The sequence below is a fragment of the Vibrio penaeicida genome, assembly GCF_019977755.1.
Lineage (GTDB): Bacteria > Pseudomonadota > Gammaproteobacteria > Enterobacterales > Vibrionaceae > Vibrio > Vibrio penaeicida.
Genome location: NZ_AP025144.1, coordinates 1,376,943 through 1,394,924, shown reverse-complemented (window position 1 = coordinate 1,394,924; position 17,982 = coordinate 1,376,943). Strand labels below are relative to the sequence as shown.

Annotated in this window: 15 protein-coding genes; 6 read left to right on the top strand and 9 right to left on the bottom strand. The window is 45.1% G+C overall.

Features of this window, described 5'->3' with window-relative positions:
* The first annotated feature begins 2 nt into the window (after positions 1–2).
* Together LDO37_RS06555 and LDO37_RS06550 are read left to right on the top strand one after the other, a co-directional pair.
* A complete protein-coding gene (locus LDO37_RS06555; protein WP_126606075.1) occupies positions 3–1,514 on the top strand; it encodes a CoA-acylating methylmalonate-semialdehyde dehydrogenase in 1,512 nt (503 codons plus the stop codon).
* Positions 1,515–1,631: 117 nt separating this feature from the next.
* Complete coding sequence (locus LDO37_RS06550; protein WP_126606076.1) at positions 1,632–1,997, top strand: VOC family protein; 366 nt, start codon at positions 1,632–1,634, stop codon at positions 1,995–1,997.
* A 48-nt stretch (positions 1,998–2,045) separates the two neighbouring features.
* Here the strand turns inward: LDO37_RS06550 and LDO37_RS06545 are convergent, their stop codons facing one another.
* The 9 genes from LDO37_RS06545 to LDO37_RS06505 all read right to left on the bottom strand — a co-directional run bounded on the left by LDO37_RS06545 (position 2,046) and on the right by LDO37_RS06505 (position 12,750).
* Entirely contained in the window at positions 2,046–3,422 is a 1,377-nt protein-coding gene (locus LDO37_RS06545) for a hypothetical protein (RefSeq protein ID WP_126606077.1), read from the bottom strand.
* Positions 3,412–4,632 carry a c-type cytochrome gene (locus tag LDO37_RS06540; RefSeq protein WP_126606078.1) on the bottom strand — a complete coding sequence of 407 codons (1,221 nt, stop codon included), beginning with the start codon at positions 4,630–4,632 and terminating at the stop codon, positions 3,412–3,414. Before LDO37_RS06540 ends, LDO37_RS06545 begins: the two co-directional genes overlap by 11 nt.
* Positions 4,633–4,638: 6 nt before the next feature.
* Entirely contained in the window at positions 4,639–5,610 is a 972-nt protein-coding gene (locus LDO37_RS06535; protein ID WP_126606079.1) for a hypothetical protein, read from the bottom strand.
* Positions 5,611–5,720: 110 nt separating this feature from the next.
* Positions 5,721–7,022, bottom strand: a complete 1,302-nt coding sequence (locus LDO37_RS06530; protein WP_126606080.1) for a hypothetical protein — start codon at positions 7,020–7,022, stop codon at positions 5,721–5,723.
* A gap of 337 nt (positions 7,023–7,359) precedes the next feature.
* A complete protein-coding gene (locus tag LDO37_RS06525) occupies positions 7,360–8,394 on the bottom strand; it encodes a LacI family DNA-binding transcriptional regulator (RefSeq protein ID WP_126606028.1) in 1,035 nt (344 codons plus the stop codon).
* Positions 8,395–8,785: 391 nt separating this feature from the next.
* A complete protein-coding gene (locus LDO37_RS06520) occupies positions 8,786–9,751 on the bottom strand; it encodes a sugar ABC transporter substrate-binding protein (RefSeq protein ID WP_224055367.1) in 966 nt (321 codons plus the stop codon).
* A gap of 85 nt (positions 9,752–9,836) precedes the next feature.
* Positions 9,837–10,643 carry an ATP-binding cassette domain-containing protein gene (locus tag LDO37_RS06515; RefSeq protein ID WP_126606029.1) on the bottom strand — a complete coding sequence of 269 codons (807 nt, stop codon included), beginning with the start codon at positions 10,641–10,643 and terminating at the stop codon, positions 9,837–9,839.
* Positions 10,644–10,664: 21 nt separating this feature from the next.
* Positions 10,665–11,792: an ABC transporter permease gene (locus tag LDO37_RS06510; protein WP_126606030.1), complete on the bottom strand. Its 1,128-nt coding sequence runs from the start codon at positions 11,790–11,792 to the stop codon at positions 10,665–10,667.
* A gap of 67 nt (positions 11,793–11,859) precedes the next feature.
* Positions 11,860–12,750, bottom strand: coding sequence for a TIM barrel protein (locus LDO37_RS06505; protein ID WP_126606031.1), 891 nt, complete (start codon positions 12,748–12,750; stop codon positions 11,860–11,862).
* Between the two features lie 237 nt (positions 12,751–12,987).
* Between LDO37_RS06505 and iolD the strand changes: the two genes are divergently transcribed.
* Genes iolD through LDO37_RS06485 form a run of 4 tightly spaced genes read left to right on the top strand, consistent with a single transcriptional unit; the run spans position 12,988 to position 17,967 of the window.
* Positions 12,988–14,844 (top strand): 3D-(3,5/4)-trihydroxycyclohexane-1,2-dione acylhydrolase (decyclizing), encoded by a 1,857-nt coding sequence (iolD, locus tag LDO37_RS06500; protein WP_126606032.1) that lies wholly within the window; start codon positions 12,988–12,990, stop codon positions 14,842–14,844.
* Between the two features lie 10 nt (positions 14,845–14,854).
* Entirely contained in the window at positions 14,855–16,036 is a 1,182-nt protein-coding gene (locus tag LDO37_RS06495) for a Gfo/Idh/MocA family protein (protein ID WP_126606033.1), read from the top strand.
* Positions 16,026–17,117 (top strand): 5-dehydro-2-deoxygluconokinase, encoded by a 1,092-nt coding sequence (iolC, locus tag LDO37_RS06490; protein WP_126606034.1) that lies wholly within the window; start codon positions 16,026–16,028, stop codon positions 17,115–17,117. The genes LDO37_RS06495 and iolC overlap by 11 nt, the downstream gene beginning before the upstream one ends.
* Positions 17,110–17,967 (top strand): 5-deoxy-glucuronate isomerase, encoded by an 858-nt coding sequence (locus LDO37_RS06485; RefSeq protein WP_126606035.1) that lies wholly within the window; start codon positions 17,110–17,112, stop codon positions 17,965–17,967. The genes iolC and LDO37_RS06485 overlap by 8 nt, the downstream gene beginning before the upstream one ends.
* Positions 17,968–17,982: the final 15 nt, after the last annotated feature.

Below are 17,982 nucleotides of genomic sequence, written 5' to 3'. Positions count from 1 at the left end.
CTATGGAAACCATTAACAATTTTATTAACGGGCAGCGCGTAGAAAGCCAAACCGATAGATTTGGGAAAGTGTATAACCCTGCGACAGGGCAGCAGACCAAACAGGTAGTACTTAGCCTAGCATCGGAAGTCGAAGAAGCTATTGAAGCTGCCGCTAACGCCTTTCCAACGTGGTCCAAAACCCCGTCACTTCGTCGAGCTCGTGTCATGTTTAAATTCAAAACATTACTTGAAGAAAACAGTCACACACTCGCAGAATTGATATCCAATGAACACGGAAAAGTATTTTCCGATGCCATGGGAGAGTTAACGCGTGGTCTGGAAGTGGTCGAGTTTGCCTGCGGTATCCCACATCTTCAAAAAGGTGAAAGCTCGGCAAACGTCGGCAGTGGTGTAGACAGCCACTCTATCATGCAGCCATTAGGCGTTTGTGCAGGTATAACACCTTTTAACTTTCCAGCGATGGTCCCAATGTGGATGTTTCCTATAGCCATCGCGACCGGTAACACATTTGTTCTAAAACCTTCAGAAAAAGATCCTTCACTTGCATTAATGCTGGCTGAGTTACTGAAACAGGCAGGGCTACCAGATGGCGTATTCAACGTGGTTAATGGAGACAAAGAAGCCGTCGATGTGTTGCTTACTCACTCGTCTGTACAAGCCGTTAGCTTTGTTGGTTCTACTCCTATTGCTGAATACATTTACTCGACAGCTTCAGCTCATGGAAAGCGTTGTCAGGCACTTGGCGGAGCAAAAAACCACTGTATTCTGATGCCAGATGCTGACATGGATATGGCAACAGGTGCCATTCTCGGTGCTGGGTTTGGCGCAGCGGGTGAACGTTGCATGGCGCTTTCAGTGGTTGTCGCAGTTGGTGATGAGACTGCAAACGCGCTAATTGAAGGGCTAACGAACAAAATAGCGGCTATGCGTGTGGGACCTGGGCTGGTAGATGGTAAAGAAAACGACATGGGACCAGTCATATCCGCAGAACATCGACAAAAAATCATTGGGTACATCGATTCGGGTGAAGCCCAAGGAGCCGAGCTCACGATAGATGGCAGAGGCTGCAGTGTCGAAGGACATGAAAATGGATTTTTTGTCGGTCCTACACTTTTCGACCATGTTACGCCAGACATGACCATTTATCAGGAAGAAATTTTTGGTCCGGTTTTGTCGGTTGTTCGCGTGCCCGATTATCAAACCGCACTTGAACTCATTAATACCCATGAATACGGTAATGGTACCGCCATTTTCACTCGTGACGGTGAAACCGCAAGACAATTCAGTGAGGATGTCTTGGCAGGTATGGTAGGCGTTAATGTACCGATTCCTGTTCCAATGGCATTCCACAGTTTTGGTGGATGGAAACGCTCAATATTTGGACCTTTGAACGTACACGGCAATGATGGCGTGCGTTTTTATACCAGAATGAAAACAGTTACCACACGCTGGCCAACAAGTGTTCGACTTGAGAAGCACAAAAGTGATTTCATTATGCCGACAATGGATTAAAAATTTGCTCTGCGCTGCTTTCTCCCCCCGTGATTGTGGCGTAGGGCACCTCCTTTATAAATAGAGCTCGCTCTATCCCTCATCAGATCCATCTCAGTTTAATCCAACGAGAAAACAATGTTAAAAGCCATCAATCATATCCAAATTACAATTCCGAGTGGTGCTCAAGAAGAGGCAAAAGCTTTCTATTGTAACGTGCTCGGACTCAGGCAAGTGACAAAACCAAATACGCTAGAAGGTAATGGCAGCTTTTGGTTACGCCTTGGCGACATTGCCATTCATTTTGCGATTGAAAATGAAAACTTTCGCGCATATACGTCTGCTCATATTGCCTACGAAGTCAGTGATCTTGATATGTGGAGAAAGACATTAGAAACCCATGATTTCATCATCAACAAAAGCGTTCAAATACCTAGCATGAAGCGTTTTGATTTCCGCGATCCTTTTGGCAATCTAATTGAGTTGTTAGAGAGAGTCGATTAATTGAGGTATAAAACGGCATGCAATCATTTACCTGCATGCCGTCATTGTTTACCTCAACGAGGAGGGCATAAACTTCTTCATCGCCTCTAAACCAATACGTGGGCGAGCTTGGTTATCGGAATGGGTATCCAAACACGCAGAGGTACGTGCCCATCTAACAGGTAAATTCCACCCACCATGTAAGCACTCAATGTACATATTAGTTTGTGGGTTGAGGGTAAGGACACTTGGACCATAGTGCAAATCAATGTCTTGTCTTGGCTGGTTTGCCGCTGAACGATTAATCGCAAATCTTAGTTCTGGTTTGACTGTTATCGTCGCGGGTACAAAAAACGTAATCCCACCATTAGCAATAGGTACCAAGCGCTTTTCACTGCGAGTGGCATTTGACGAAACATTCGTCTTGATTGGTGGTCGTGTGAACACCCACTGAGGAACAAACAGCCTTCTCTTGCTCAACACTTTATATACGGCATCAGTAATCAAGTTAACATCATTGTTTGCACTGAATGTGTGGAGATAAAAAGGGGCATTTTGTGTCGCGAGAGCAACTCTAACCCATGAATTTATTTGGTGTTTGATGTCACTCACCGTGAGTAACGCAGGGTGTGCTTTTTGAAACTCAATAAAACGATGTACCAGATCTGGCCAATTGATGTTGATTCGCGCTCTAGGTCGATTGTAGTGTGTGTCTAGCTCCCACACTGTCACTACCTGAATTTTATCGTCCCAGTTTTGTCCCACGAAGGGGTCATTGATCGCTAAGCCGTACCCCATTAGGTCTTTTAATGTGTCCTTCCAATAAGGGACCGTTATTCCTCTAAAACCGACATAATCACTCATAGTGTTTTCTGGCAGCGTCGATTCTAACTTTGCTACAAATTCCGCGGGGTGCTTTTGGCCTTGCTGATCGAAAACATAGCAAATTGGAAAATCCCCATATGACGTACTAATGCTTTCAGAACAATCCAAATCTAAACTTTGTACGTCGACACCATCAACCACAAAATACGTCTCAGCAGCTTTGGGTTGTGCCGCTAAGATTCGATACCCTTTTTGAGACGCGACCTGAGACAAATGCTCAATATCTTTTTCAAATCCTCTCGTATCAAACGCGCCACTGAACCAAACCAGCTCCTCTCCTGGGAAATAATTAGGATGTTCACTATAAGCACTGCCGATATCGAACTCTGGTTGATTAAACCCAGTGTTATCTCGTGCGATCGAACCAAATTTAGGCACAAACCACACTAGATTTGCGTCTACGGTATCACCGTAAAGGTAAAACTTATGCAGAATATCTGCGGGAAATTCGGCTTCTACATTTTTTAATGAAGGGTCTATGGGAGCGGCGGTCACGCCACTGTTGAAGACAGATATCAGCAATAAGCACTGAATAAGGGTGTTTACGATTTTATTGCGCATGGTGATTCCATTTTTCCTTGCAAATATTTTCGTTCTTTTCATTTGGGCAACCAGACTTTATCCAGATACCCAGTAATTTAATGAGTGGTTTAGGTAGTGGGCGCCCCGTTGCAGGCATCCCTGCTGGAGTCGCTCCCATACCAAACTCTTTCTCTTTTTCCCGTATAGCCAACCGTTGGTACAAAATGCTCGGGTCGTTTTCACTTAGCCACTGCTCTATATGCTCCTTGCCAGCCATGTTAAACACCTCTTTCGCCCTTCCCTCAATACCATGACAATGCACACAGCCCGTATCTCGCCATAAACGGTTCCATATATAGTTCAGCGCTTTAGGCGGAATGCTCCCTGTGGGAAGTTGTTCGAAATCAGCCGATACTTGCGAAACAGCCTTGGCTAAGGCTTCTTCATTTTCAGAACGTGAGTGTTGAAAATAAGCATAAAGGTCATGAGCATCGCGACGAGAGATTGGCAGTTTGGGCATGCTTCTCCCTTCCACCGCCTTACCATTGGCATATTGGTGGATCCAATCTGCAGAAAACAAACTCATCGCATTCGCGTTATAGCCTGATAACTGGCTATTGCCATGACACATAGAACAACTCTGTTTAAACAACGCCTCTCCCTTCTTTATCGAGCCTTTCACCTCCAAATCCGATTCATTGGGTATAGCGCCCAAATGCTCATTGATCGCTATCACTTCATCTTCAGAAATATTGGTGTAAGCCATCATTTTAGGGGCATTGCAGCTATTGCCGTCACAGGTACCATGTGGGGCGTTGAGGAATTTGACTAACGTTTTTCGGTTAACTCTGACCGTTTGTTTTTCAAACATCGGCCATATGGGTGCATGTAAATAAGAAAGGGGGTATTTCTCCATAGATTCAAGACGTTTGTCCTTCACTGGAAGTGCGACGTATCGTGGATCTGAGATCTTATTTCTGTAGTTGTACGCTATTTCGTCAATTTCTGTATGGCACGCCACGCACTTTTGATCTGTCCATTTTCGAGAACCATTTGGCAACGTTCCGACGGGTTTCATTCGGTTATCAAAATGGCAGCCATGGCATTCTTGCTCAATCGCCGTTTTGTAAGTGCGATTATCCAACTCAAGAGCGTATCCATTGAAAGACAGTAAAAACGTTGCGCCTAGCAAGGAAACTAGAACGCAACGAACCCACATACAACTTAAGTAGGTAATAAGAAAAGGCATAGAAAATCAGTACATAACCTCAACGAACGGGGTTGAAGGCATAGGCTCTGAAATAACGATCTTTTCCGATGCTGCTTTTTCTGGAATAACCCAGTATCCAGGCTGCTCGTCTACCACTAAGAAGAGATCTATGAACTGCGTCCAACGTTGAAACAGCAGCGACTTGTCTATAGTTGTTCCAACATCAAAGCCAAACAAAGTCGGATCGACATGTGAAGAGTAAAAGTTAATACCTTGACTCAATCCATACCATCCAATATCGACATGAGGGGGACTGGTTTCCCCTTGTTCGCCTGATGTTGGCTCAGATGACACTGGTGGGTCTGGTTGTACTGGTGGTTCAGTTGGCAATGGTAGATCGTGTTCCAGTACCTTTTGTTCAACCAACTGATTGACAATACTTGGTACTTCGATGAACACACCAGGTGCAGGCTGATCAGCAGGGTCTGACAAAGAAAACTTTGCATGCATTAACTGCTTAGTATCGATAAGTTCAAGTAATTGAGCTTCTTTGGCTGAGCTGGTGTTGTAACGAATCACTAAGCTACACAATTTAGGGTAACCAGGTTGACGTGTTGACACAGACGAGTACTCAAATGTGGTAAGCAAGTCGGTTAACGCTTGAGTAGGCTGACAAAGAATTGCATCGTCAGGAACGATGGTCTTTCTGTTTGGCCGGATGTTGTTTTCCCGAGCAAAAGTTGTAAATTCTCCGCTCTGAACACTTCTCGGAACAAAGCTGACCGTTATTGTTTTAGTTCGATACTCTCCAGCAACAGGGAGCCGATAGTCGTATTCATAATCTCTAAACCAAACGTAACCCGTGCCACGTGTGGTATTTTTAAATGGGGCAAAAACGATGTCGCCGTTGTCTATTGTGGAATTAAAATCCAACAAAGACAGCGTGTAATCGCTAGCATGCGCCGACACTGCTGAAACGAGTGCGGCACTAGCAAGTAAATGAGTCAATTTCATCATAGGTAGTCCTTGAATTAGCCCACGAACTTCGTGGGCTAAACACTGCATTAGCGTTACAAAGAGCAATAATCCAGATTATGACGAGAGCCATAACCTAGAGTTACTCTCCGTTACGGCGTAGTGACGTCATCAACAATCGCGTGACAACCTACTTCGGTGCTCCATTCAACAGGCATTCCGAATCCACCAACAACACAGTCCACACTCATTTCAGTTTGTACTGTTTCCATTGACATACCAGGGTTCCAGTTAATGGTTCTGGTTTCGTGACGTTTCAGGATTTGCTTCTCATAGTTAGCGCGTAACGTCCACATAGCGTTGGTACTAGTGTCTACTTGCCCTAGTTGTGATTGGCTGTACTCTTGAATTTGATCAAACAACTCTGCTTGCAGCTCTGCTTGAATGCCTTCGACTGCTTTTATGAATGCCGCTTGGTTTGGTGCTTTCTCTTCATACTGCCCAGTTTCAGGGTTATAGTATTCAACGTAAACGCCCTTTCCTTCCTGAACGAGTTTTTTAAAGAACGCTTGGATTTCAATATCGACACAAGCGTAGTTGTGGTAAGCCGCAAATGTATGCGCTTGTTCGAATGTCTGATTCCAGTCGACAGTAATACGTGCAGCACGTGTCGCTCTTTCTGTTTCCAGCTCCCAATCAACGACAAGGCTAAAGTATGGAGCTAAGCTGTTACCCACCATGAGGTCGTCTTGAATGACGTTGGTCATGTCGTTATCAGGCAACGTCACTAACTGGAAAGGAACATTCACAGAGGAGCTAGTTCTACCACTTGGTACCTTAGCGTAAGCTTTCTCTACAATAGAGGTTTCTTGTTGAGTACCATCAATGGCAGTCACGGAACACTTATTGATATTGACATTGACTGTTTCACCAAACGCATCTGTGATAGTCAGAGGCTCGTCCACACACTGCACGTCAATTCGGCCGTCTGCGTTAGCATCAATGCCATCAACAACAAATAACGCCGTGCCGCGATTGACTACTGCAGGAGAAACTTTAAAGCCTACTTTCTCAGCTTCAAGCTTTAAGAAGTTAACATCTTCCACACGTCCCATTGTATTGAATGCGCCACCCATACGGATTTGAGCTTCACCAGGGCGAAGTGCCGCCCAAGTACCGAACCTTGGCACGTAGCTAGATGCGTTGAAGTTTGGACGAGTGTTATTTCCTCGACCACGGTAGGAAACGTAACCAGATTTGGGCACATACCAAATAAGATCTTTCGCGTGCGAATCTTTATACAGGTAATACTTACTTTCTATCTCAGCCGATACGCTGGCTGGGAAATGACGGTATGCATTGTCATCATTTGGATCCATTGGTGCTGCAGTCGCAACACAACTAAGTAAAGCCGCAGCCATAGTGCTCAGCTTAAGAATATGAGTCCTTTTCATTTTTTCCTCGAATTGACAAAAGTAATTATAATTCAACGCGTTGAATGGAAATTATGCCCAGAGGATAAGTGTAAGAAGAAGACGAGATATACCGATATCACGTTTTGTTCTAAAATTCAGAATGAAATGATTATTACTCTCAAAAATTTATGAGAGTAAAGCCATATTTATTGCGGCTATTTGATAAGTGAAATTATAGCGTAAGGTATTAATAATTAAGGATATAAATAAAAAATAAATTGATATAACCAACAGTAAGATTGGCTCGAAAATGACTTAAAAACAGTATTCTAAAAGTGCTTGGAAACAGCGCCTAATAGCCATCACTTATAAGCTTTTATTTCTTTATCGAACCACGAATAACGGGTTCACAAGGTAGTGTAATAGATTGCGGTGGTAACTCAGAGTCTGCGATGTGATCAAACAATGTGCCTATCGTCTTTTGTATCATTTCTTCGTATGGCTGCCTAATCGTCGCCAAATTGTAGGCACGACTTTTCGCGAGCCTTATGTCATCCACGCCAACTATACCGACATCTTCTGGCACTCTTAATCCAAATTCGTATCGAATAGCATCCATACCGCCACACGCCATTATGTCGTCAGCGTAGAACAAGGCATCGGGTTTTTCACTGGAATTAAATATACGAACAGTCGCGTCATAACCAGCGTCGTAACTGAATTCCCCACCTTCCACGATTTGCCATTTATCGCAACCTCGCAATATTAGCTTACTTAGAAATCCTCGCTGACGCTCAACCGTTGCCGACGTGCCTATAGGTCCTGTAACAAAAGCGGGTCGATTGTATCCAGCATCCAAAATCATGTCTGCAGCCATCCCCCCTGCTTCTAAGTTGTCGCAACTCACGACAGTAACGCTGTTCTCATCTGAATTTCTCCCAAAAATAACGACAGGCGTATTTTGCGCCTTACAAGCATCAGACAACGCTTCAGGTAATGAAGCGGAAGTGATAATCAAGCCATCTACGTTATATTCCATAACCAATTCAACCGCTTCTTTGATATCCATTTCATCGGTCACTTTGATCAACAGGCTATGGCAGTTTCTTTTTTGAATTTCTTCTGTGAATTGGGAAAGGACAGGTAAATAGAATGGGTTGTTGAAATCGGTAACGAGAATGCCAATCAAGCTGGAGCGAGATTTAATGCCTCTTGCAAGTCGATTTGGCTTGTAATTCAGCTCTTCCGCTGCTGCCATGACTTTATTTCTCAGCTTTGAAGAGATACTGGCTTCGGGGTTGAAGGCTCTTGAAACGGCAGACAAAGAAACCCCAGCACGTTCGGCTACATGTACAACCGTAACTTTACGTACTTTTGACTCAACCTTTTTGCTGTTCTCACTATCGTCCATTCAAACTTCCATATTTTTTTAATGCATGTATTAGAGTCTGTTGCTCTTTCGCGGTTAATTTTGTTCCATTTCATGGCGACATTACAGAAACAGTATGTGACTCAGGTTATCTGTTACCTTGTGACACCGTGACATTGGAGTCTAACTGAAAATGTTTTCAAAATCTTTTGCTCGTATTTTTCTTTACTACTTTATTTAAAACGGCTCACAAACCGGATGTAACGATCCGCCATTCATTCCGACACATGCAACTGTTCCCTAAAACAGTCACACTGGCGCATCCTGCTCCCTACCGAACAGACACCCTGTGAGCCTAAACTTTAATCTCGATATCTAACCTACCACCACTCTTGGCTTTTGTTGGCAATAACCAAAAGAAGTGGTGATTTTACTATCGGTACTCACCCGCCAGTTTTTCAACAAGCGCCAAGTTCTCTTTTGTTACAAAGCCTGGTCCTGAATTGATATGGTTTGATGGTAGAACACCATAGCGATTGAATAGAGTCAGTACCATGACTGGTAGATATCCCTGAAGGTATGGCTGTTGGTCGATTGCCCACTTAATGTTGCCTTCTTTAATACCTTGCGCAATCTCGTTACTTAGATCAAAAGAACCGAAGTAAATTTTTCCCAATTGACGGTTTTTCTCTAATGCACGAAGTGTTGGGTGAGCAGATGTTGGACCTAAAGTCAGAATGGCTTCTATGTTTGGGTTTTTACGCATGTACGCCATGACTTTCTTTTCGATACCTGTTGGATCCTGTCCTGAATCAATCATCTGACCATCTAAATCTACACCCAGTGCATCAGCAAAACCTTGGCAACGCTCAACGGAAGCTGGGTTGGTGATGTAGTGGTTTACACATAGGAACGATTTAATGCCATCGGCTTTCGCACGTTTACCTGCACCAAATCCTGCATCATACTCCGGCTGACCAACATGTAACAATGCGCCAACACTTTCACTCTGTTCTTTTGTACCAGAGTTAATTGTAACCACTGGTATACCCTTTTTCTTTGCTTTCTCTAGTGGGCCTTTTAAAACATCATAGTCGGCGAGTGTTGTGATTATCCCTTGTGGGTTTGACGCGACGGCTTGTTCAATGATTCGAGCCATATCAGCCAGATCACCGGTTGGTGGGTTACGATATTCAACTGATACATCCATGTTTTGTCCCGCTTCTTTAATTGCGGTTTTAATCGTGTTCCACCATGAATCAGCATCTGGGGCGTGGCTAACTAAAACAAAACGCTCTTCCGCAGAAGCAGTTAAAGGCATGAATGCTATTGCACTTCCGCAAATGGCTAACGCCAATACAGATGCCTTTTTCGCTATGTTGCTCAATAGGTTGTTCATCCGGATATCTCCATGTGTTGTGAATGAAGTGAAAGTCATCCAGTTCTTCCACTTCTGTTGTTTTCTTATCGACAGAATGTGTTACCTAGCCCACACTCGCCACAGCATCTGCGCGTGCAAACTCGGCCAATTCCGCTTCCAACGTTTCTAATTCTTCGCCACCTGACATCATTTCCAGAATCTCCTCACGAGAGACTTCATCTTTTTTCCATGAACCTAAACTTTTTCCTCGATTTAGCAGCGTAAATCGATCCGCGACTGGGTAAGCATGGTGAACGTTGTGGGTAATTAAAATCACTGCTAAACCTTTACCACGTGCCCTTGCGACCACTTTAAGAACGTTCGCAGATTGCTTAACACCCAAGGCTGCGGTTGGCTCATCCAAAATCAGTACTTTGGCACCAAAGTGAATTGCACGAGCGATGGCCAAACACTGCCTTTCACCGCCCGACATCGTACCGATCGGATGTTCAGGGTCCCTTACGTCTATCCCCATATCAGCCAAACCATCACGCGCAATTTCATTGGCTCGTTTGGTATCAAATATTTCAAACGGTCCCCATTTTTTAGTGAGCTCCCGACCCATAAAGAAATTTCGAGTCACACTCATCAAAGGCACCAACGCCAAATCTTGGTATACCGTCGCGATACCTGCGTCCAGTGCATCACGAGGTGAGTCAAACCTCACGGGCGATCCGTTCATTAAAAACTCGCCTTCTGAAGGTTTGTGCACGCCAGCTAAAGTTTTGATTAACGTCGATTTACCTGCACCGTTGTCACCTAACAGACAATGCACTTCCCCCATTTTCACTTTCATATCGATGTCTTTTAACGCAATCACAGAACCAAAATAGCGACTGACGTTTTTAAGCTCGAGAATGTACTTATCCATAATTTGCTCCTTGAAAACGTATTAACGTGCGCTGGTCACTTTCTTGCGAATAAAATTATTGAAAAGAACGGCAATCAGTAACATCACACCCAGAAATACTCGGAACCAATCAGAATCGACACCGGTGAAAAAGATCCCCATTTGCACGACACCAAATATCAAAGCGCCAAAAAATGCACCAATCACCGAGCCATACCCCCCAGTGAGTAATGCACCGCCAATAACCGCGGCAATAATCGCTTCAAACTCTTTAAGCAACCCACGGTCGGCAGCGGCGGAGCCAAACTCCAACACCTGACATGCAGCAAAGACCGTTGCGCAAAACGCAGTGAACATGAATAGCGAAATCTTGACCTTTTCAGTTGGTACACCCACATTTTTCGCCGCGTTGGCATCGCCGCCAGAAGCAAAGATCCAGTTACCAAACTTGGTTCTTAGCAGGACAAATGAAGCGATGATGGTAATGATGAACCACCAGATCACGACCATGGGTATGCCGCTCACGATCGGCGTGCCGTCGCTATAGGCTTCAATCAAACCAACGTCTGCTAGCCACTGGAAAAATCCCATGCCTATTTCCCCCCCAAAGGCGGCGGCAAGAATATCCCCCTCTGCGACTTCGGACACACCAGAAAGGATGGTTTTATTGGTCAACATAATGGATAAGGCAATAGTTAACCCACGTAAAATAAAGAGGAAAGCCAATGAAACGATGAAAGAAGGCAACCCCGTTTTTACAACGATGTACCCGTTAATAAAGCCAATCGCCATTGCACCTACAAAGGCAAAAATAATGGCTAGCCATACCGGCCACCCCCAATAAACTGAGGGTATGGCTATCATCATTCCGGCGAAACCAATCATTGAGCCGATGGATAGGTCAAACTCGCCAGCAATCATCAGTAAACATGCACCAACAGCAATAATGCCTAGCTGTGCGGATACCGTTGTCCAGTTCATGATGCCATCAGCATTAAACATGCCTGAATCCCATGCCACTATGGCAAAGAACAGAAACACCAATATTGTTCCGGATACGGATCCTAACTCCGGTCTAGAAAGGAGTCGGTTCAGCACCGAGACCTTGCGCACTCTTTCATCATTACTGGAAACAGCTGGCGCTGCCTCTGCAGAAACTTTCCCCGTCATAACATTTCTCCATATTCTATTTCGCGTATCTATCCCCTGATTGACCTACTTTGCTGTATAGGAAGCCTCAAGATAGAATAGTTTGTTCAATGAACACCCGACTTCTTTCGGCATCGGTTTTTGCATCACTTTTTGCACTCGGGTCAGTATCTTGCTCAACAGTGACCCATCCTTTGAAATCAATTTCAATAAGAGTCTGTTTTACTTTTTCAAAATCAACACACCCTTCTCCTAATGGACAGAAAATATTGTTGCCAATGGCTTTGTAAAAATCGACGCCATTTGCAACAGAGACTTTGTGAACATCTGGATTTATGTCCTTAAAGTGCAGGTATTTAACACGATCTTGATAGGTAGTAAGTACTTCACACGGGTCCATCCCTGCGTAGATACAGTGGCCTGTATCGACGCAAAGCGACATTAAGTCTGGTGGTAGATCATTCATGGCACGATCTAGTTCATCTCGATACTCTATAAAGGTTCCAGCGTGAGCATGTAAGGTTGGAACAATGCCAAAGTCGGCGCAAATACGTCCTACCTCCTTCAGCGTATCCATCATGTATTTCCAGCTCTCATTTGAGAGGCGTGTCGCTGTTTCGACTTGACCTGCTTGGTCAGTGCGGGGGGAAGAAACGTGATCAATAATGACCAAATATTTAGCATTTTGCTGTTGCAGTATCTGACACACTGTCTTGGTTTGTTCCAATATAGCTTGTCGGGTATCCATGCGATGAAAATGAACAAATAACGTACCCGCTATAAGATCTAAACCTCTGTCTGACAGCTCCTTTTCCAGTGTTTCTTTTTCTTGCGGCAAATAGCCTAAAGGTCCCAACTCTGTTGCTTTGTACCCCGAACTACTGATCTCATTTAAGACCGTTTGCCAAGATGGGTTATCTGGGTTATCTGGAAATTCTATTCCCCATGAGCACGGGGCATTTGCAAGTTTCAATTCCACAATGTCACTCTCTATACAATATTCACATTTAATTAACAATTGGGTTACGATAATGGAAATGTTTTCATTGTGTCAATACAAATAGGATAAATAGTGATCATATTTGTTTGTTAAGATCTCAATTATGCACAAATTGAGCTCATTTCGATCAAATACTCAACAAATGAATTGAAAACATTTTCAGGTAAGAGTTATTATTTGGTCAATTCGAATAGTGAGTAGACAAGGAGTGTACAAATGACAACGGTAAGACTCACAACAGCTCAAGCGCTCGTTCGCTACCTGACAGCGCAATACATAGAAGTAGAAGGTAAAGAAGAATCCTTATTTGGGTGCGCGTTTGCTATTTTCGGTCATGGGAACGTGACCTGTTTGGGTCAACAACTCTTAGAAAACCAAGATGTGTTCCCGACTTGGCGCGGGCAGAATGAACAATCGATGGCGCTTGCGGCTATAGCCTATGCACGTGCTAACAAGAGAAAACGTATTGGTATTGCTACATCGTCGGTTGGACCGGGAGCCACGAATATGATTACGGCGGCTGGTGTTGCTCACACCAACCGACTCCCATTATTGCTTTTGTCAGGCGACACCTTTAACTCTCGCTTGCCGGATCCGGTTTTACAGCAAACCGAGCATTTCAATAACCCGACCCTAACGGTTAACGACGCATTCAAACCGGTGAGTCGTTACTGGGATCGCATTACCAGTCCCGCGCAATTAGTCGCCTCTTTGCCACAAGCTATGGCGACTTTGCTGGATCCTGGTGATTGCGGCCCGGTTTTTTTGGCGCTACCTCAAGATACTCAAGGTGACGCCTGGGATTTCCCTGAAGTATTTTTTGAGAAAAAAGTACACCGAATTCGACGCCCTCAGCCTGAATTCGAAGACTTAGAAGCTGCCGCCACACTGATTAAGCAGAGCAAGAAACCGGTAATAGTGGCTGGAGGTGGTGTGTTTTACAGCGAGGCGCAACAGCAGCTTCAAGAGTTTGCTGAAAAGTATGGCATCCCCGTAATTGAAACCATTGCAGGTCGAACTCTCTTGCCAGCCTCACATCCCTTAAATTGTGGACCAATTGGTGCGACGGGCTCCGACAGCGCAAATAACATCGCCGAACAAGCAGACTTGGTATTAGCTATCGGTACACGTTTACAAGATTTCACTACAGGTTCTTGGACCGTTTTTCGCGATGAGAACATGAAGTTGATCAGTGTTAACACGTGCCGTTTCGACGTTATTAAGCACCTTTCATGCCCGATACAAGCCGATGCCAAAGCAGCACTCGAACAGATTAGCCCGATGCTAACACACTGGAATGTGGACAAAACATGGTCAATTTTCGCTCGCCAAGAGAGACAGAAATGGTTGGATATCGTTGCAGAACGCACCCGACCTTCGGAGACAGCCACACCGTCCTATGCACAGGTTATTGGCAAAGTGAATCAGCTGGCATCGCCTGACGACAGAGTCATAACCGCAGCAGGTGGTTTACCTGCAGAACTCAACATGAACTGGCAAGCGAGCCAATCAGGTCAGTTAGATATTGAATTTGGTTTCTCTTGTATGGGTTACGAAGTGGCAGCTGGTTGGGGTGCGAAAATGGCTCTGGACAACAGTGACGCCATTGTTCTCGTTGGTGACGGCTCATACTTAATGCTCAATTCAGACATTTACAGCTCCGTTTTAACGGGTCACAAAATGATTGTGATCGTTTGTGATAACGGTGGATTTGCAGTGATCAACAAGCTTCAAAACAACACGGGCAACGAGAGTTTTAACAATTTACTGAAAGACTGTACGTCAATCCGACAAGAAACAGAGCTTCCAAGAGTTGATTTTGTTAAGCACGCTCAAGGCTTAGGGGCGATAGCAGAAAAGGTAGACAGCCTCAATGGCTTTGAGGCCGCTTTTAGCCGCGCAAAAGCAGCGGATCAAACTTACGTACTTGTCGTTGATATCGACCCAACGCTCTGGTCGTCGGTTGATGCGTGGTGGGAAGTCGGACTGCCAGAAATAACCGATCGAGAAGAAGTTGTTAAAGCAAAAGAAACTTGGGATGAAGGTCGGCGTTATCAACGACGAGGCATTTAGGAGTAGCCAGATGTTTAATGAAGAAAAACACTTTGACACCCCCATTCGTTGGGGGCTCATTGGGGGTGGGCGAGGCAGTGAAATTGGTCATTCTCATCGTGCAGCTGCCGCTCGGGATCGTCTGTTTCAATTTGTAGCTGGTGCATTAGATATTGACCACCAGCGCTGCATAGACTTTGGTACCAACCTAGGCTTAGAAAAAGACCGATGCTACCCCAGCTATAAGGTGATGTTCGAAGAAGAAGCCAAAAAAGAAAATGGTATTCAAGCCGTCTCCATTGCAACGCCAAACGCAACGCACTACGAAATAGCCAAAGCGGCATTAGAAGCTGGGCTGCACGTGATTTGTGAGAAACCTGTGACTTTTCATGCCACTGAAGCAGAAGAGCTTAAAGCGATAGCCCATCAAAATAATCGCATGTTGGCTGTTATGTATGGCTATACCGGCCATGTGATGGTTCAGCAGGCGCGTGAAATGGTGCATAGGGGTGATATCGGCGCAGTTCGTGTTATTCAAATGCAGTTTGCCCACGGGTACCACAACGTAGAAGTGGAAAAAAACTCCCCCGGAGCAAAATGGCGCATGAACCCTGAAGTTTCAGGACCAAGCTTTATCATTGGAGATTGCGGCACTCATGTTTTTTACTTAGCGGAACTGATCACGGGGTTAAAAGTGACGTCCCTTTTATGTGCTAGGCAATCTTTCATTGAATCGCGCTCGCCACTCGAAGATAACGCGCACGTCATTATGAATTTCGACAATGGCGCGACAGGCACTATGTGGGCAAGTGCAATAAACGCAGGATCGATGCATCAGCAAAAAATCCGCATTGTCGGTGAAAAAGCCAGCATAGAATGGTGGGATGAATATCCGAACCAATTGCGTTATGAAATTCAAGGGCAACCTGCGCAAGTCATGGAGCGAGGAATGCCATACCTTCATAACGACGCGGCTGGTGTGAGCAGTTCGCGTATTGGAGGAGGTCATGGTGAGGGATTCTTTGAATCGTGGGCAAATCTTTACCACCGCTATGCCTTGGCTATAGACGCCTTTGAACGCAAAGACACCGACTTTCTTTCCACCCATTGGTATCCAGATATTGATGCAGGTATCAGTGGCGTTAAGTTTGTCGAGTCCTGTGTTGAGTCTGCCGATAAAGGCGCAATATGGGTGAGCTACGATGACAACTAATACCAACCCCAAAAATGAAATACGTTTAAGTGATTGGACCGAACATTATAATCGCCCTATCGATGCACTTTGCCTCGGACGAGCAGGCATGGATCTGTATGCCAATGACTTCGGAGCAACTCTAGGAAGCACATCAACCTTCCACAAAGCCGTAGGCGGCTCTCCTGCGAATATCGCTTTTGCACTGTCTAAACTGGGAGCGCATTCTTCGGTTTTAAGTTGCGTATCAGAAGATGGGGTTGGGCAATACGTAAAAGACACGCTAGATACACATTCCATCGGCACAACGTATTTATTTGCCGTTCAGGGAGAATATCGAACCAGCCTCGCGTTGGCTGAGTTTGATCCTAACCCTGAAGTGGTCATATACCGAAATCTAGCTGCGGACCTCGCCCTGAATTTTGATCACGTCGATACCGTTGATTTTTCAGATGTTCGAGCTCTGATTGTATCAGGCACGGCACTGTCGCAATCTCCTTCCCGTGAATCGACTTTACGAGCGATGAAGTTAGCCAAAGCGCATGGCTGTAAGGTCGTACTCGACTTAGATTATCGCGCTTATTCGTGGGAGAGCGCAGAAGAAGCTGCCGATTGTTACCAAAAAGCCTCATCGATAAGTGATGTCGTCATCGGGAACGAAGAAGAGTATCAAGTTATGCAAGGCAGTGCGCTTCACCATAAAGACAGCGAAGAGATGGCACTCATTGCCGCCCAGGTTTTATGCAAACAAGCCGAATTGGTGGTTGCGAAAGCGGGTGAAAATGGGTGCAGAATCTTTGGTTCCGACAGCAACAAAAATCTCACCAGCACAACCCAAGGCATATTCAATGTGGTTGCGAAAAAGCCGTACGGAGCAGGAGACGCTTTTGCAGGCGCATTGATTTTTGGGCTATTGCATGGGCAGCCCCTGCAAGACTGCGTCGCTATGGGCAGTGCAAATGCCGCCATTAATGTGACTGGGAATACCTGTTCTGATGCGATGTCGACATTACCTGAGCTGCTTGAATTCATGCAATCACAAAATCACCCATTTTCCCCTCAATTTTCACTGCTAACCAACAAGGAGTCGTGTCATGGGTAAGCATATTCCACCGTTTAACAACAAAAACGAACCCGTCATTGATATTAATGATGACACGACCCCGTTGTGTTACTTCAACCCAGTCTCGTTGAAACAGGGTGAATCCTACCAATACAGCTTAGATAACTATGAAAGTGTGGTTGTGTTAGCAGGAGGAACTTGTGACATATCGGTAAACGAGAAGTCGTTTCCGGGCGTAGGAAAACGAAATTCGGTTTGGGAAGGCGACCCTTCCGCTGTCTATGTACCCGTTGGATCAACAGCCAACATTACCTGTATGAGCGACTCTGCTGATGTACTGATTGCTGGCGGATACTACGGCGATGAAGATCGCCCCGAACTCGAGCCTTTTGCTGTCACGCCTGATGACGTAGACAAAGTGCAATATGGCAGCGACGACACAAAAACTCACCGAAAAATCAAACACATCCTTGGTCAAAAAAACGCCGACAACCGTGGGCGCTTGCTTGTGAGCGAACTCTTCACCGTTGGTGCCGGAGGCTGGTCAGGATTTCCACCACATAAACACGATGAAGATAGGCTCCCTACTGAAAGCCGTTATGAAGAAGTTTACCAATTCCGTTTCAACCCCGGACATGGCTTTGGTGCGCAGTTTTTATATGAACACCATGATGATCAAGGACCGGTTTATCACGTTAAAACAGGCAGTGTGATCGCGATAGACAAAGGCTATCACCCAAGCGTGGCCGCACCGGGTTATGAAATGTATTACTTCACCATTATCGTAGGCGAAACAAGCAAATCTTTGGTGCAATTTTTCGACCCCAACCATGAATACCAAGTGGAAACCATTCCAGGTATTAAAGACATGGTCGCGAAGTTCAAATAAAAGGGAGAGAAAACA

Excerpts from the sequence above, each read along its gene's own strand:
- LDO37_RS06495 (WP_126606033.1), top strand. The coding sequence starts at position 14,855 with ATGTTTAATGAAGAAAAACACTTTGACACCCCCATTCGTTGGGGGCTC.
- LDO37_RS06525 (WP_126606028.1), bottom strand. The coding sequence starts at position 8,394 with ATGGACGATAGTGAGAACAGCAAAAAGGTTGAGTCAAAAGTACGTAAA.
- LDO37_RS06530 (WP_126606080.1), bottom strand. The coding sequence starts at position 7,022 with ATGAAAAGGACTCATATTCTTAAGCTGAGCACTATGGCTGCGGCTTTA.
- LDO37_RS06520 (WP_224055367.1), bottom strand. The coding sequence starts at position 9,751 with ATGAACAACCTATTGAGCAACATAGCGAAAAAGGCATCTGTATTGGCG.
- LDO37_RS06485 (WP_126606035.1), top strand. The coding sequence starts at position 17,110 with ATGGGTAAGCATATTCCACCGTTTAACAACAAAAACGAACCCGTCATT.
- LDO37_RS06555 (WP_126606075.1), top strand. The coding sequence starts at position 3 with ATGGAAACCATTAACAATTTTATTAACGGGCAGCGCGTAGAAAGCCAA.
- LDO37_RS06545 (WP_126606077.1), bottom strand. The coding sequence starts at position 3,422 with ATGCGCAATAAAATCGTAAACACCCTTATTCAGTGCTTATTGCTGATA.
- LDO37_RS06510 (WP_126606030.1), bottom strand. The coding sequence starts at position 11,792 with ATGACGGGGAAAGTTTCTGCAGAGGCAGCGCCAGCTGTTTCCAGTAAT.
- LDO37_RS06515 (WP_126606029.1), bottom strand. The coding sequence starts at position 10,643 with ATGGATAAGTACATTCTCGAGCTTAAAAACGTCAGTCGCTATTTTGGT.
- LDO37_RS06550 (WP_126606076.1), top strand. The coding sequence starts at position 1,632 with ATGTTAAAAGCCATCAATCATATCCAAATTACAATTCCGAGTGGTGCT.
- iolD (WP_126606032.1), top strand. The coding sequence starts at position 12,988 with ATGACAACGGTAAGACTCACAACAGCTCAAGCGCTCGTTCGCTACCTG.
- LDO37_RS06535 (WP_126606079.1), bottom strand. The coding sequence starts at position 5,610 with ATGATGAAATTGACTCATTTACTTGCTAGTGCCGCACTCGTTTCAGCA.
- LDO37_RS06540 (WP_126606078.1), bottom strand. The coding sequence starts at position 4,632 with ATGCCTTTTCTTATTACCTACTTAAGTTGTATGTGGGTTCGTTGCGTT.
- iolC (WP_126606034.1), top strand. The coding sequence starts at position 16,026 with ATGACAACTAATACCAACCCCAAAAATGAAATACGTTTAAGTGATTGG.